Annotated in this window: 12 protein-coding genes; 10 read left to right on the top strand and 2 right to left on the bottom strand. The window is 70.0% G+C overall.

Going from position 1 to position 13687, the window contains the following annotated elements; translation table 11 throughout:
• The first annotated feature begins 3 nt into the window (after window positions 1-3).
• From ruvA to E0497_RS09075, 8 genes are all read left to right on the top strand, one after another.
• A complete protein-coding gene (gene ruvA, locus E0497_RS09040; protein WP_137724457.1) occupies window positions 4-606 on the top strand; it encodes a Holliday junction branch migration protein RuvA in 603 nt (200 codons plus the stop codon).
• Entirely contained in the window at window positions 603-1691 is a 1089-nt protein-coding gene (gene ruvB / locus E0497_RS09045; protein ID WP_137724458.1) for a Holliday junction branch migration DNA helicase RuvB, read from the top strand. The genes ruvA and ruvB overlap by 4 nt, the downstream gene beginning before the upstream one ends.
• A gap of 104 nt (window positions 1692-1795) precedes the next feature.
• Window positions 1796-2125, top strand: coding sequence for a preprotein translocase subunit YajC (gene yajC, locus E0497_RS09050; protein ID WP_137724459.1), 330 nt, complete (start codon window positions 1796-1798; stop codon window positions 2123-2125).
• A 138-nt stretch (window positions 2126-2263) separates the two neighbouring features.
• Window positions 2264-3835 (top strand): protein translocase subunit SecD, encoded by a 1572-nt coding sequence (gene secD, locus E0497_RS09055; protein WP_137724460.1) that lies wholly within the window; start codon window positions 2264-2266, stop codon window positions 3833-3835.
• Window positions 3832-4974 carry a protein translocase subunit SecF gene (secF, locus tag E0497_RS09060; protein WP_137724461.1) on the top strand — a complete coding sequence of 381 codons (1143 nt, stop codon included), beginning with the start codon at window positions 3832-3834 and terminating at the stop codon, window positions 4972-4974. Before secD ends, secF begins: the two co-directional genes overlap by 4 nt.
• Window positions 4975-4978: 4 nt before the next feature.
• A complete protein-coding gene (locus tag E0497_RS09065; protein ID WP_137724462.1) occupies window positions 4979-6715 on the top strand; it encodes an ABC transporter substrate-binding protein in 1737 nt (578 codons plus the stop codon).
• 8 nt (window positions 6716-6723) lie between these two features.
• A complete protein-coding gene (locus E0497_RS09070) occupies window positions 6724-7290 on the top strand; it encodes an adenine phosphoribosyltransferase (RefSeq protein ID WP_137724463.1) in 567 nt (188 codons plus the stop codon).
• Window positions 7291-7381: 91 nt separating this feature from the next.
• The gene (locus tag E0497_RS09075) at window positions 7382-9715 is read left to right on the top strand and encodes a RelA/SpoT family protein (RefSeq protein ID WP_137724464.1); all 2334 of its coding nucleotides are present in this window, start codon (window positions 7382-7384) and stop codon (window positions 9713-9715) included.
• A gap of 120 nt (window positions 9716-9835) precedes the next feature.
• Here E0497_RS09075 and E0497_RS09080 read toward each other — a convergent pair whose 3' ends face one another.
• Both E0497_RS09080 and E0497_RS09085 read right to left on the bottom strand, forming a co-directional pair.
• Window positions 9836-10627 carry a peptidylprolyl isomerase gene (locus E0497_RS09080; protein WP_137724465.1) on the bottom strand — a complete coding sequence of 264 codons (792 nt, stop codon included), beginning with the start codon at window positions 10625-10627 and terminating at the stop codon, window positions 9836-9838.
• A complete protein-coding gene (locus E0497_RS09085; protein ID WP_137724466.1) occupies window positions 10627-11490 on the bottom strand; it encodes a peptidylprolyl isomerase in 864 nt (287 codons plus the stop codon). Before E0497_RS09085 ends, E0497_RS09080 begins: the two co-directional genes overlap by 1 nt.
• A gap of 179 nt (window positions 11491-11669) precedes the next feature.
• Between E0497_RS09085 and E0497_RS09090 the strand changes: the two genes are divergently transcribed.
• Both E0497_RS09090 and hisS read left to right on the top strand, forming a co-directional pair.
• Complete coding sequence (locus E0497_RS09090) at window positions 11670-12350, top strand: MBL fold metallo-hydrolase (RefSeq protein WP_137724467.1); 681 nt, start codon at window positions 11670-11672, stop codon at window positions 12348-12350.
• A 15-nt stretch (window positions 12351-12365) separates the two neighbouring features.
• Window positions 12366-13646, top strand: a complete 1281-nt coding sequence (gene hisS, locus E0497_RS09095; RefSeq protein ID WP_137724468.1) for a histidine--tRNA ligase — start codon at window positions 12366-12368, stop codon at window positions 13644-13646.
• Window positions 13647-13687: the final 41 nt, after the last annotated feature.

The following is a 13687-nucleotide window of genomic DNA, read 5'->3' on the forward strand; positions in this document are numbered from 1 at the left end:
ACAGTGATTGCTTCGGTACGGGGTGAGGTCCTCGACATCGGCCTCGACCACGCGGTCATCGAGGCGGCCGGCGTCGGCTACCGGCTCAACACCACCCCCGCGACACTGGCGACGCTGCGCCGCGGAGAGGAGTCCCGGCTGCTGACGACGATGATCGTCCGCGAGGACTCGATGACGCTGTACGGGTTCGCCGACGCCGAGTCCCGCGACCTGTTCGGGCTGCTGCAGACCGTGACCGGGGTGGGGCCGCGGCTCGCGATGGCCGTGCTGGCCGTCCTCGAACCGGACGCGCTGCGGACGGCGCTCGTCGACGGCAACATCACCGCCCTCACCCGGGTACCCGGGATCGGTAAGCGCGGCGCCGAACGGATGATCGTCGAACTGCGCGACAAGGTCGAGTCGGTGGTCACCGAGACCGGGCTGCCCGGTGCGCCCGGCGGTGCGGCCGGTGGCCTGCGCGACCAGGTCGTCGAGGCGCTCGTCGGACTCGGGTTCCGGGCCGACCAGGCGGAGAAGGCCACCGACACCGTCGTCGCCGCGGATCCGGAGGCGGCCACCGCGGCGGTGCTGCGGTCCGCGCTCGCCCTGCTGGGGAAGACCCGATGACCGGAGAGTTCGACGACGAATCCGCGGTGACCGCCGAGTTCGTCCGGTCCGACGGTGAGATCGAGGCGAGCCTGCGCCCGAAGTCGCTGTCCGACTTCATCGGTCAACCCCGCGTCCTCGAACAGTTGCAGCTCGTCCTCACCGGTGCCAAACTGCGCGGCGGCACCCCCGACCACGTCCTGCTGTCCGGGCCGCCCGGCCTCGGCAAGACCAGCATGGCGATGATCATCGCCGCCGAGTTGGGGACGTCGCTGCGGCTGACGTCCGGGCCGGCCCTGGAACGCGCCGGGGATCTGGCGGCGATGCTGAGCAACCTCGTCGAGGGCGACGTGCTGTTCATCGACGAGATCCACCGCATGGCCCGGCCCGCCGAGGAGATGCTGTACCTGGCGATGGAGGACTTCCGGGTCGACGTCGTCGTCGGCAAGGGTCCGGGGGCCACGTCGATTCCCCTGGACATCGCGCCGTTCACGCTCGTCGGCGCGACCACCCGTTCGGGTGCGCTCACCGGCCCGCTGCGCGACCGGTTCGGGTTCACCGCCCACATGGACTTCTACGAGCCCGACGAGTTGCAGCGGATCCTGCTGCGCTCGGCCGGCATCCTCGGCGTCGAGTTGGGGGAGGAGGCGAGCGCCGAGATCGCCGGCCGGTCCCGCGGCACGCCGCGCATCGCCAACCGGCTGCTGCGCCGGGTCCGCGACTACGCGGAGGTCCGTGCCGACGGCGTCGTCACCCGTGACATCGCCAGGGCCGCGCTCGCGGTGTACGACGTCGACGTGCTCGGGCTGGACCGGCTGGACCGGGCGGTGCTCGGTGCACTGGTCCGCAGTTTCGGTGGTGGGCCGGTGGGCGTGTCGACGCTCGCGGTCGCGGTCGGGGAGGAGCCGAGCACCGTCGAGGAGGTGTGCGAGCCGTTCCTGGTGCGCGCCGGGATGATCGCCCGGACCCCGCGGGGTCGGGTCGCGACGGCCGCGGCGTGGGCGCAACTCGGGCTGACACCGCCGCCGGACGCCGCGATCGGCGGGATCGAGGTGCGGGCGCGGGAGCCGCAGTTGGGCGCGTTCGACGGTGATGTCCCCATTTGACGGGGTGCGCAATGGCACACTGGAAGCGCACGGTCGCCGACCCGGCTCCGTGACGTAGCTCCGTGACCACACCCGTGTGACGAAAACCGAGGACTGACTTCCTGATGGAAATGCTTTTTCCCCTTCTGATTCTCGTTCTGCTGGTGCCGATGTTCCTCGGCATCCGGCGTCAGAAGAAGGAGATGAAGAAGACCGTCGAACTCCAGGATTCGCTGGCGATCGGTGACCGGGTGATGACGACGGCCGGCCTGCACGCCACCGTCGCCGGTCTCGCCGACGGCACCGTCGACCTCGAGATCGCCCCCGGCGTCGTCACCACGTGGTCGCGCATGGTCATCCGCGAGCGCCTCACCGAGGATGCGGCCGAAGGCTCGCAGCTCGGCCACAGCGAGGAGACCCCGGACGACACGCAGCGTCGTCTCGACGGCGAATAGGCGTCACCCGCCCCCTCCGGCAGGTTCTGCAGACCTGCCGGAGGGGGCGTGTCCGCGTGGGGTCCTGTGCGCGTGGACACGACCATCTGCTAGCTATTGCGTCAATCACGAAGAACGCATCGAGGAGACAGACAGACCGTGGCACCTTCGACAGGATCGGTGCACCCAGTGCGCGCGCTCACCGTTTTCGCGGTGATCGTCGCGGCACTGTATGCCCTGGTCTTCTTCACCGGAGACAAGTCCCCGACCCCGGAACTGGGGATCGACCTGCAAGGTGGGACACGCGTCACCCTCACCGCCCGGACCCCGGACGGCAGTACCCCCGGCCAGGACAGCCTGCGGCAGGCGCAGCAGATCATCGAGACCCGCGTCAACGGTCTCGGTGTGTCCGGCTCGGAGGTCGTCGTCGACGGCGACAACCTGGTGATCACCGTCCCCGGCGACGACAGCTCGCAAGCCAAGTCGCTGGGGCAGACGGCCCGGCTGTACATCCGGCCGGCCCTCGGCTCGCAGCAGGCGCCCGCGCCGGGCAGCGTGCCCGCACCGGAGGCGCCCGCCGAGGGGGCACCCGAACAGGGGTCGCCGGAGGCCGCGGCCGCGGAGATCGCCAAGGCCAAGGAGACCCGGCAGAGCCAGGATCCGACCGTGCAGCAGCAGGCGATGGCCGCGCTGGACTGCTCGGCGCCGGATCCGCTGCAGGGCAACGACGATCCGGCGCTGCCGCTCGTCGCGTGCTCCACCGACGGCACCGCCGTCTACCTGCTCGCCCCGAGCATCATCGACGGCCAGGAGATCTCGGACGCCACGTCCGGGTTCAACACCCAGCAGTCGCGCTACGAGGTGAGCCTGAGCTTCAAGTCCGGTGGCAGCTCCACGTGGGCGCAGTTCACGGCCGACAACATCGGCAAGCAGGCCGCGTTCACGCTCGACTCGAAGGTCGTCAGCGCGCCCGTCGTGCAGGGCGCCACCCCGGCCGGCAGTTCGACGTCGATCACCGGCCAGTTCACGCAGACGCAGGCGCAGGAACTGGCGAACACCCTCAAGTACGGCTCGCTGCCGCTGTCGTTCTCGGCGTCCGAGGCCGAGACGGTGTCCGCGACCCTGGGTCTGGCGTCGCTCGAGGCCGGTCTGATCGCCGGCGCCGTCGGCCTGGTGCTGGTGCTGGTGTACTGTCTGATCTACTACCGCATGCTCGGCCTGCTGACCGCGCTGTCGCTGATCCTGTCCGGGGTGATGGTGTACGCGGTGATGGTGCTCCTCGGCCGCTACATCGGGTTCACCCTCGACCTCGCGGGCATCGCCGGCCTCATCATCGGTATCGGCATGACCGCCGACTCGTTCGTGGTGTTCTTCGAACGCATCAAGGACGAGATGCGTGAGGGCCGCAGCTTCCGCTCCGCCGTCCCGCGCGGCTGGGCGCGGGCCCGCCGCACCGTCCTGTCCGGCAACGCCGTCAGCTTCATCGCCGCCGCCGTGCTGTACGTGCTGGCGGTCGGCCAGGTGCGCGGCTTCGCGTTCACCCTCGGCCTGACGACGATCCTCGACGTGGTCGTGGTGTTCCTGGTGACGTGGCCGCTGGTGTACATGGCGTCGAAGTCCAAGTTCTGGTCCAAGCCGGGTGTCAACGGTCTCGGTGCCGTCGCGCAGGTCGCGCGGGAACGCAAGCAGGTCGCGGCGTCGGCCACCACCTCGCCCGAGACGGAGGCATGAGCATGACCGAGTCGAACACCTCCGGTGCTGTGCTGCCGCACCACAGTTGGCTGCAGCGGCTGTACACCGGTACCGGCGGCTTCGAGGTCATCGGACGCCGCAAGTTCTACTACTGGCTGACCGGCGTCATCGTCGGCCTGTCGCTGCTGAGCATCGTGGTGCGCGGCTTCACCCTCGGCATCGAGTTCGAGGGCGGCACCCGCATCCAGTTCCCGGCCCCCGACGGGGTGAGTACCTCGCAGGTCGAGACCGTGTACGCCGACGCGCTCGGCACCGACCCGGTGTCGGTGCAGACCGTCGGATCGGGCGCGAGTTCGTCGGTGGAGATCCGGTCCGAGGCCCTCGACGCGGGGCAGGTGAACACGCTGCAGAACGCGCTGTTCGACGCCTTCCACCCCACGGACAAGAACGGTGACGCCTCGAAGAGCGCGATCAGCGTCGCCGACGTCAGTGAGACGTGGGGCGGCCAGATCACGAAGAAGGCGCTCATCGCGCTCATCGTGTTCCTGGTGATCGTCAGTATCTACATCGCGATCCGCTTCGAACGGGACATGGCGATCGCGGCGATCATCTCGCTGTTCTTCGACATGATCGTCACCGCCGGCATCTACTCGCTGATCGGTTTCGAGGTCACCCCCGCCACCGTGATCGGTCTGCTCACCATCCTCGGCTTCTCGCTGTACGACACGGTCGTCGTGTTCGACAAGGTCGAGGAGAACACCCGCGGCGTGCTGCACCTGAACCGGCGCACCTACGCCGAGCAGGCCAACCTCGCCGTGAACCAGACCCTCATGCGGTCCATCAACACCACCGTCATCTCGGTGCTGCCGGTCATCGGCCTCATGGTGGTCGCGGTGTGGCTGCTCGGGGTGGGCACCCTCAAGGACCTGGCGCTGGTGCAGCTCGTCGGCATCCTCGTCGGCGCCTACTCGTCGATCTTCACGGCGACCCCGCTGCTGGTGTCGATCAAGGAACGGTGGGGTCCGGTGGCCGCGCACACCGAGAAGGTGCTCGGTAAGCGGGCCGCCGCCGGCACGGTGACCGCCCCGGGTGTCGCACCGGCGGTGCGGGCAGCCGCACCGGTCACCCCGCAGGTGGGTGCGACACCGACCGGGAAGCGCAACAAGAAGAGGCACTGAGACGATGACCAGCCCACGCCGATCCGGCCGCCGCGTCCTGCGGGCGCTGGGCGCCCTGACCGCCGCCACGGCGGTCGGGGCGGGGGCTGCCGCGTGCAGCGAACCCGCCGACCAGGTCCCGTCCCTCGGGTACGCGATCGACGACGTCGTGACCACCTACAACGCCAACACGGTGGAGGGGGCGGCCACCGGGACGACGGCGGCCCTCGGCCGGGTGCTGGTCGGAGCCAACTACCTCGGGCCGTCCGGTGCGCCGGTCGCCGACACCGACGTCGCCACCGCCAGCATGCTGCCGGGGGACACGCTCACCGTGCAGTACCGGGTGAACCCGGCGGCGGTGTACTCCGACGGTGTCCCCCTGTCGTGCGACGACTTCGTGCTCGCGTGGGCGGCCGGCAGCGGCCGGTTCACCCGGCCGGGCGAGCCCGGCCCGGTCCCGATGTTCGACGCCGCGAGCCGCGCCGGCTACGCGGACATCGACCGGGTGGACTGCGAGCCCGGTTCGAAGGACGTGACGGTCGTGTTCACACCCGGCCGCTCCTACCTGGGCTGGCGGTCGCTGTTCGGGGCGACGGAGCTGATGCCCGCGCACGTCGCGGCGCGGGCCGCGGGGGTGCCGGACGTCGTCGGTCCGATCCGGTCGAACGACACCGACGCGGTCGGCCGGATCGCCGACTTCTGGAACAACGGCTGGCAGCTGGTGCCCGGGGAACTCGACCTCACGGCGCTGCCGTCGTCGGGTCCGTACCGGATCGACTCGTACACCGTCGACGGCGGTCTCGTGCTCGTCGAGAACGAGCGCTGGTGGGGCAACAAGCCGGCCACGTCGCGGATCGTGGTGTGGCCCAAGGGGTCCGACGTCCAGTCGCACGTGGACGCCGGTGACGTCGAGGTGGTCGACGTCGGTGCGGGGTCGATCGCCGGTCTCGACCTCGGTGGCTTCGAGGCCGTCGACGAGCCGTCGCGCAGCGTCGAACAGCTGGTGTTCTCCCACGGCGGCGTGTTCGCGGACGCCGAGGCGCGTCGGGCGTTCGCGCTGTGCCTGCCGCGCAGGCACCTGTTCGACACGCTCGGCCACCCCGGGTTCGAGCGGGCGCAGGGACTCGGGTCCGGCGTCGTCGATTCCCGGATCACCGCCGCCGACTCGCTGTTCTACCGGTCCGCGGTGGACGCCGAGGGCGGCATCTACACCGACCCGGACATGCCCGGGGCGAAGGCGGCACGGGAGACGGCCGGCCTGTCCGAGATGACGGTCCGGGTCGGATACCTCGGCCCCGACGAGCGTCGCGCACAGACGGTCCGCACGATCGCCGAATCGTGCGCGGGCGCGGGCATCACCGTCGTCGATGCCGGATCACCGGGGTTCCGGCCGATCGCCCTCGGCGCCGGCGAGGTCGATGCGGTGCTCGCGGGCACCGGATCCGTGGCCGGCGCGGCCGGTTCCAGCGTGCCCAGCGACGCAGCGTTCGCGCTGCGCACCGGCAACGGCGACAACGCCGGCAGCTTCGCGAACCGCCGCTACGACGAGGTCGTCGACAAACTCGCGGTCGACGGTTCCCTGTCGTCCCGGATGACGCTGTCGGGGGAGGCGGAGGCGATCCTGTGGGACGAGATGCCGACGATCCCGCTGTTCGACCAGCCGCGCACCACCGCGCACACGGCGGGCATGCACGCCGTCGTACCGAACCCGACGAGGTCCGGTGCGGGCTGGAACATGGACCGGTGGATACTGCTCAGGTGACGCCTGCCATGCCTTCTCGTGACCGTGACACCGGTCCCCGTGCCGCCGCCCTCGACCGGGCCGGCTCGGCCGTGTCCCGGCTGACCCGCTGGTGCGACGACTTCCCCACGGCGGGTGTCCGGTTCGCGGATCTGACGCCGGTGTTCGCGGACGGCCCCGGCTACCGCGCAGTGATCGAGGGACTCGCCGCGGCGGGCGCCGGAGCCGACCTGGTCGCCGGTGTCGACGCGCGCGGCTTCCTGCTCGGTGGCGGTGCCGCCCTGGAACTCGGCTGCGGGGTGCTCGCGGTCCGCAAGGCCGGCAAGCTGCCGCCGCCGGTGCACGCGCAGAGCTATGCGCTCGAGTACGGTGAGGCGACGCTGGAGATCCCGTACGACACTCCCGACCTGACCGGTCGCCGGGTGTTCGTCGTCGACGACGTCCTTGCCACCGGCGGCACCCTGCTGGCGGCCGCGGAACTGTTGTCGCGGGCGGGCGCCGACGTCGTCGGTGTCGCTGTGGTCCTCGAGATCGAGGAACTCGGGGGACGCGCCCGATTCGAGCGGTATCCGCTGACATCGCTCGTCCGGGTCTGAGACGTACAGAGGACTACAGTTGTGCCTGGTGGTGTAGCAGCACCACCCGGCCCGAGGGACCGCCCGCAGCGCGGTGGCAGGAGGTGACGGCATGACCCAGCATCTTGACCGGTCCCAGAACACAGGTTCGGGCGGCACACCGGCAGGCGACAAACCTGCCCCGGTGCCCACGTCGGCGTCCCGCCGCGTCCGGGCCCGCCTGGCCCGGCGGATCACCGGCGCCCGCAACGCCCCGGTGCGCCCGGTGCTCGAACCGCTCGTCGCCCTGCACCGCGAGGTGTACCCGAAGGCGGACGTGTCGCTGCTGCAGCGCGCCTACGACGTCGCCGAGCAGCGGCACGCCACCCAGTTCCGCAAGTCCGGCGACCCGTACATCACGCATCCCCTCGCCGTCGCGAACATCCTCGCCGAACTCGGCATGGACACCACGACGCTGGTCGCGGCGCTGCTGCACGACACCGTCGAGGACACCGGTTACTCGCTCGAGGAGTTGACCGCCGAGTTCGGTGAGGAGGTCGCGCACCTCGTCGACGGTGTCACCAAACTCGACAAGGTGGTGCTCGGCTCGGCCGCCGAGGGCGAGACGATCCGCAAGATGATCATCGCGATGGCCCGCGACCCGCGGGTGCTGGTCATCAAGGTCGCCGACCGGCTGCACAACATGCGTACGATGCGGTTCCTGCCGCCGGAGAAGCAGGCCCGCAAGGCCCGCGAAACCCTCGAAGTGATTGCGCCGCTGGCCCACCGGCTCGGCATGGCCACCGTCAAATGGGAACTCGAGGACCTCGCATTCGCGATCCTGCACCCCAAGAAGTACGACGAGATCGTGCGTCTGGTCGCGGACCGGGCGCCGTCCCGCGACACCTACCTGGCGAAGGTGCGCGCCGAGATCAACGCGACCCTGTCGGCGTCGCGGATCAGCGCGACCGTCGAGGGCCGGCCCAAACACTACTGGTCGATCTACCAGAAGATGATCGTCAAGGGTCGCGACTTCGACGACATCCACGACCTGGTGGGCGTGCGGATCCTGTGCGACGAGATCCGCGACTGCTACGCCGCGGTCGGTGTCGTGCACTCGCTGTGGCAGCCGATGGCCGGACGGTTCAAGGACTACATCGCCCAGCCCCGGTACGGGGTGTATCAGTCGCTGCACACCACCGTCATCGGGCCGGAGGGCAAGCCGCTCGAGGTGCAGATCCGCACCCGCGACATGCACCGCACCGCCGAGTTCGGTATCGCCGCGCACTGGCGGTACAAGGAGCTCCGGGGGAAGAACACAGCGAAACACGACTCGACCGAGGTCGACGACATGGCGTGGATGCGTCAGCTCCTCGACTGGCAGCGGGAGGCTGCCGACCCGGGCGAGTTCCTCGAATCGCTGCGCTACGACCTGGCGGTCAAGGAGATCTTCGTGTTCACCCCGAAGGGGGACGTGATCACGCTGCCGTCCGGGTCGACCCCCGTCGACTTCGCGTACGCGGTGCACACCGAGGTCGGGCACCGGTGCATCGGCGCCCGCGTCAACGGCCGCCTCGTCGCCCTCGAACGTCAACTCGAGAACGGTGAGGTCGTCGAGGTGTTCACCTCGAAGGCTGCCACCGCCGGCCCCAGCCGGGACTGGCAGTCGTTCGTGGTGTCGCCGCGCGCCAAGGCGAAGATCCGGCAGTGGTTCGCGAAGGAACGCCGCGAGGAAGCCCTCGAGGCCGGCAAGGACGCCATCGCCAAGGAAGTGCGCCGCGGCGGACTTCCGTTGCAGCGCTTGATGAACGCCGAATCCATGACGGCGCTCGCCCACGAGTTGCGGTACCCGGACGTGTCCGCGCTGTACACGGCCGTCGGCGAACACAACGTGTCCGCGCAGCACGTCGTGCAGCGGCTCGTCGCCCACCTCGGCGGTGTCGGCGCCGTCGAGGAAGAGCTCGCGGAGCGGTCCACACCGTCGAACATCCCGCTGTCGCGTCCCCGCAGCGGTGATGTCGGCGTCCTGGTGCCCGGCGCCCCCGGCACCGTCGCCAAACTCGCCAAATGCTGCACCCCGGTACCCGGCGACGAGATCATGGGTTTCGTCACCCGCGGCGGCGCCGTCAGCGTGCACCGCACCGACTGCACCAACGCGACCTCACTGCGTGAACAGTCCGAACGCATCATCGACGTGCAGTGGGCGCCGTCCCCGTCGTCGGTGTTCCTCGTCGCCATCCAGATCGAAGCCCTCGACCGGCACCGGCTGCTGTCCGACGTCACCAAGGCCCTCGCCGACGAGAAGGTCAACATCCTGTCCGCGTCCGTCACCACCTCCGGCGACCGCGTCGCGATCAGCAAGTTCACCTTCGAGATGGGCGACCCGAAACACCTCGGCCACGTCCTCAACGTGGTCCGCAACGTCGAGGGCGTCTACGACGTCTACCGCGTCACCTCCGCGGCGTAGGCGTACACCTGCCCGAGACTCCCGGGGCCGGCCTGGCCTATCAGCTGAAGGGACCCTTTGTTCGCTCCAGGCGTACAAAGGGTCCCTTCAGCTGTGTGTGGGTGGGGGCAACCGGCCCCGTCAGCCCACCTTCGCGGTCTGGATGGTGACGGCGGTGTTGGGGGCGCCGCCGCCGGCGGGGCTGGAGCCGTCGTCGCCGGCTGCGGCGATCTTCTCGACGGTGGCGATGCCCTCGTCGGTCATGGTGCCGAAGACGGTGTACTGCGGGGGCAGGACGGAGTCGGCGTAGACGAGGAAGAACTGGCTGCCGTTGGTGTCGGGGCCGGCGTTGGCCATGGCGATGGTGCCGCGCGGGTAGACGACGGGTTTCTGGGCGGCGGGGTCGCCGGCGGCGTAGGCGGTGGTGGGGTATTCGTTGGCGAAGTCGTAGCCGGGTCCGCCGGAGCCGCGGCCGGTGGGGTCGCCGCACTGCAGCATCTGCAGGCCGGGGTTCGTGGACAGGCGATGACAGGGGGTGCCGTCGAAGTAGCCCTGCTCGGCGAGGCTGACGACGCTGTTGACCGTGCAGGGGGCGGCGGCCCGGTTCAGGTCCATGCCGACGGGGCCGACGTTGGTGGTGAGGGTGACGGTGACGGTGCCCTCGGCGGGAACGCCGGTGGCGTTCGGGGCCTGGACGGATTTGGCGGCGGGCCCGGACTCCGGGTAGCTGCAGTCGACGGTCGGGGTGCCGGCCGGGACGCCCGGCAGGGTGCCGTAGCGGGACAGGTCGAGTTGCGGGGCGGCCGGGGTGGACCACATGCTCGACGCTGTCGTCGAGGCGGCGGTGTCGCTGCCGGAGTCGTCGTTCGAGCATGCGGTCAGGGCCAGTGCCAGGCCGAGTCCGGCTGCGGCGATCGTGGTGCGCTTGTTCATCAGTCCAGCCTCACACTCGTGATGTCGACGGCCTCGGCGGGTTTGCCGTCGGCCGCGGCGCCTTCGACGCCGGCGGCGGCGATGGTGTCGAGGGTCGCGAGTCCGGTCTCGTCGATGCTGCCGAAGACCGTGTACTGCGGCGGCAGGGTGGAGTCCCCGTAGACGAGGAAGAACTGGCTGCCGTTGGTGTCGGGGCCGGCGTTGGCCATCGCCAGGGTGCCGCGCGGGTAGGTGGCGGGCATCTGGGCGGTGATGTCACCGGCCGCGAACTGGTCGGTGGGGAATTCGTTGGCGAACTGGTAGCCGGGTCCGCCGGCGCCGGTGCCGGACGGGTCGCCGCACTGCAGCACCTTCAGCGAATCGCTGGTGGTGAGGCGGTGGCAGGCGGTGCCGTCGAAGTAGCCCTGCTGTGCGAGGCTGACGAAAGAGTTGACGGTGCAGGGGGATTCGGCGTTGTCCAGGGTGAGGCCGATGTTGCCCCGGCTGGTCTCCATGGAGGCGCTGACCGTTGCCACGGTGGTGTCGATGCCCTCGCTGCGCGGCGGCGTGTTCGGCTTGGCGGCCTCCCCGGCGGGGGTGTAGCTGCAGTTGACGAGATTCGGCAGCGCCGCGGCGCGGGCCGTGGGCAGGGCGGCGGCCGTGTTCTCGGTGGTGGTGTTCTCGGAGGCCGTGTTCTCCGTCCCGCCGTCGTCGCGGCTCGACAGGGTGACGACGACGGCGCCGACGGCCACGACGACGACCGCCCCGACGATCGATCCGGCGATCGTCATCTGCTTGCGCTTGCGGGCGCGTTCGGCGCGTCGTTCGAGCTGGCGGTCCAGCTTCCGTTTCGCCGCATCCCGGCGCTGCTGATTGCTCGGCACTGCAGTCGTCCTCCCGTACGTTTCGTTCGGTATGTGTCCGGCCGCTCAGTCGACCAGCGTCTGTGGGCCGCACAGAGTCTCCCATTCCAACCTGAGAAGATGCCGGAAGGGCGAGCGCCTAGGCTGTAGGCGATTCGTTCTCGGTCCGTCACCGACCCGCACTCTAGGAGCTGACAATCGTGCTCGTCACCGGATTCCCGGCCGGGATGTTCCAGACCAACTGCTACATCCTCGCGCACGACGACGCCACCGAGTGTGTCGTCGTCGATCCCGGTCAGGACGCGGCGGAGCCGTTGGCGCAGTTCCTCGACCAGCAGTCGCTGACGCCGCGGGCCGTGCTGCTCACCCACGGGCACCTCGACCACACGTGGTCGGTGGCGCCGGTGTGCGAGCGGTACGGCATTCCCGCGTACATCCACCCCGACGACCGCTACATGCTGTCCGATCCGGGCCGCGGGATGGGGCCGGGCATGAAGCAGATCGTCGGCGACACCGTATTCCGGGAGCCGTCCGAGGTGATCGACCTCGCCGACGGCGACGAGATCACGCTCGCCGGTATCGACTTCGTCGTCGACCACACGCCCGGTCACACGCAGGGGTCGGTGGTGTTGCGCACCGAGATCGGCACCGACGACGGCCCGCTGCAGATCGCGTTCACCGGCGACACCCTGTTCCAGGGGTCGATCGGCCGATCCGACCTGCCCGGCGGTGACCACGAGCAGTTGCTGGCGTCGATCGCGGCCAAGCTCCTCGTCCTGGGCGACGACACCGCGATCCTGCCCGGGCACGGTGGCACCAGCTCGATCGGTCAGGAACGTGCCACCAATCCGTTCCTCGTTGGACTGTCCGCGTCCCGGTAAGGAAAAGTAGACACAGTGAGCAAGTCAGGCGCCAGCACCTTCTCGGCCCCCAAGGGCATTCCCGACTACGTCCCGCCGCAGTCCGCGGAGTTCGTCGCCGTGCGCGACGGGCTGACCCGCGCGGCCCGGCTGGCCGGCTACGGGCACATCGAGTTGCCCGTCTTCGAGGACACCGGTCTGTTCGCGCGCGGGGTCGGTGAATCCACCGACGTCGTCTCCAAGGAGATGTACACGTTCGCGGACCGCGGCGACCGGTCGGTGACGTTGCGCCCCGAGGGCACGGCCGGGGTGATGCGTGCGGTCATCGAGCACGGCCTCGACCGCGGCCAGCTGCCGGTGAAGTTGAGTTACGCGGGCCCGTTCTTCCGGTACGAGCGTCCGCAGGCGGGCCGCTACCGGCAGTTGCAGCAGGTCGGTGTCGAGGCGATCGGCGTCGACGATCCGGCCCTCGACGCCGAGGTCATCGCGATCGCCGACGCCGGGTTCCGCGGCCTGGGCCTCGACGGTTTCCGGCTCGAGATCACCTCGCTCGGCGACGACACGTGCCGCCCGCAGTACCGGGAACGGTTGCAGGAGTTCCTGTTCGGGCTCGATCTGGACGAGGACACCAGGAAGCGCGCGGAGATCAACCCGCTGCGCGTCCTCGACGACAAGCGCCCGCACGTCAAGGAGATGACGGCGGACGCCCCGCTCATGCTCGATCACCTGTCGGAGAGCGCGAAGGCGCACTTCGATCAGGTGCTCGCACACCTCGACGCGCTCGGCGTCCCGTACGTGGTCAACCCGCGCATGGTCCGCGGCCTGGACTACTACACCAAGACCACGTTCGAGTTCGTGCACGACGGTCTGGGCGCACAGTCCGGTATCGGCGGCGGTGGACGCTACGACGGCCTGATGGCGCAGCTCGGTGGTCAGCCGCTGTCCGGGATCGGGTTCGGTCTCGGTGTGGACCGCACCATCCTGGCGCTCGCCGCGGAGGGCAAGACGGCGGCGGTGCCGGGGCGGTGCGACGTGTTCGGGGTGCCGCTCGGCGACGCCGCGAAGGCCCGCATGGTGGTGCTCGCGCACGAGCTGCGGACGGCCGGGATCCGCGTCGACATGGTGTACGGCGACCGCGGCATCAAGGGGTCGATGAAGGCCGCGGACCGTTCCGGTGCCCGGTTCGCGCTGGTGCTCGGCGACCAGGATCTCGAGGCCGGCACGATCGGTGTAAAGAACCTGACCGACGGCGAGCAGGTGTCGGTGCCGCTCGGGGAGATCGTCGCGCGGACGGGTGCGCTTCTTGCCGACGCCTGACGGGGCCGGCCGCGACGAGTTCGCGCTCGACCTGATTCCGG

Source organism: Prescottella subtropica (assembly GCF_005434945.1).
Lineage (GTDB): Bacteria > Actinomycetota > Actinomycetes > Mycobacteriales > Mycobacteriaceae > Prescottella > Prescottella subtropica.

Bases quoted from the DNA above. Each gene is read 5' to 3' on its own strand.
- E0497_RS09080 (WP_137724465.1), bottom strand. From the start codon at position 10,627: ATGAACAAGCGCACCACGATCGCCGCAGCCGGACTCGGCCTGGCACTG.
- ruvB (WP_137724458.1), top strand. From the start codon at position 603: ATGACCGGAGAGTTCGACGACGAATCCGCGGTGACCGCCGAGTTCGTC.
- yajC (WP_137724459.1), top strand. From the start codon at position 1,796: ATGGAAATGCTTTTTCCCCTTCTGATTCTCGTTCTGCTGGTGCCGATG.
- E0497_RS09070 (WP_137724463.1), top strand. From the start codon at position 6,724: ATGCCTTCTCGTGACCGTGACACCGGTCCCCGTGCCGCCGCCCTCGAC.
- E0497_RS09065 (WP_137724462.1), top strand. From the start codon at position 4,979: ATGACCAGCCCACGCCGATCCGGCCGCCGCGTCCTGCGGGCGCTGGGC.
- secF (WP_137724461.1), top strand. From the start codon at position 3,832: ATGAGCATGACCGAGTCGAACACCTCCGGTGCTGTGCTGCCGCACCAC.
- E0497_RS09075 (WP_137724464.1), top strand. From the start codon at position 7,382: ATGACCCAGCATCTTGACCGGTCCCAGAACACAGGTTCGGGCGGCACA.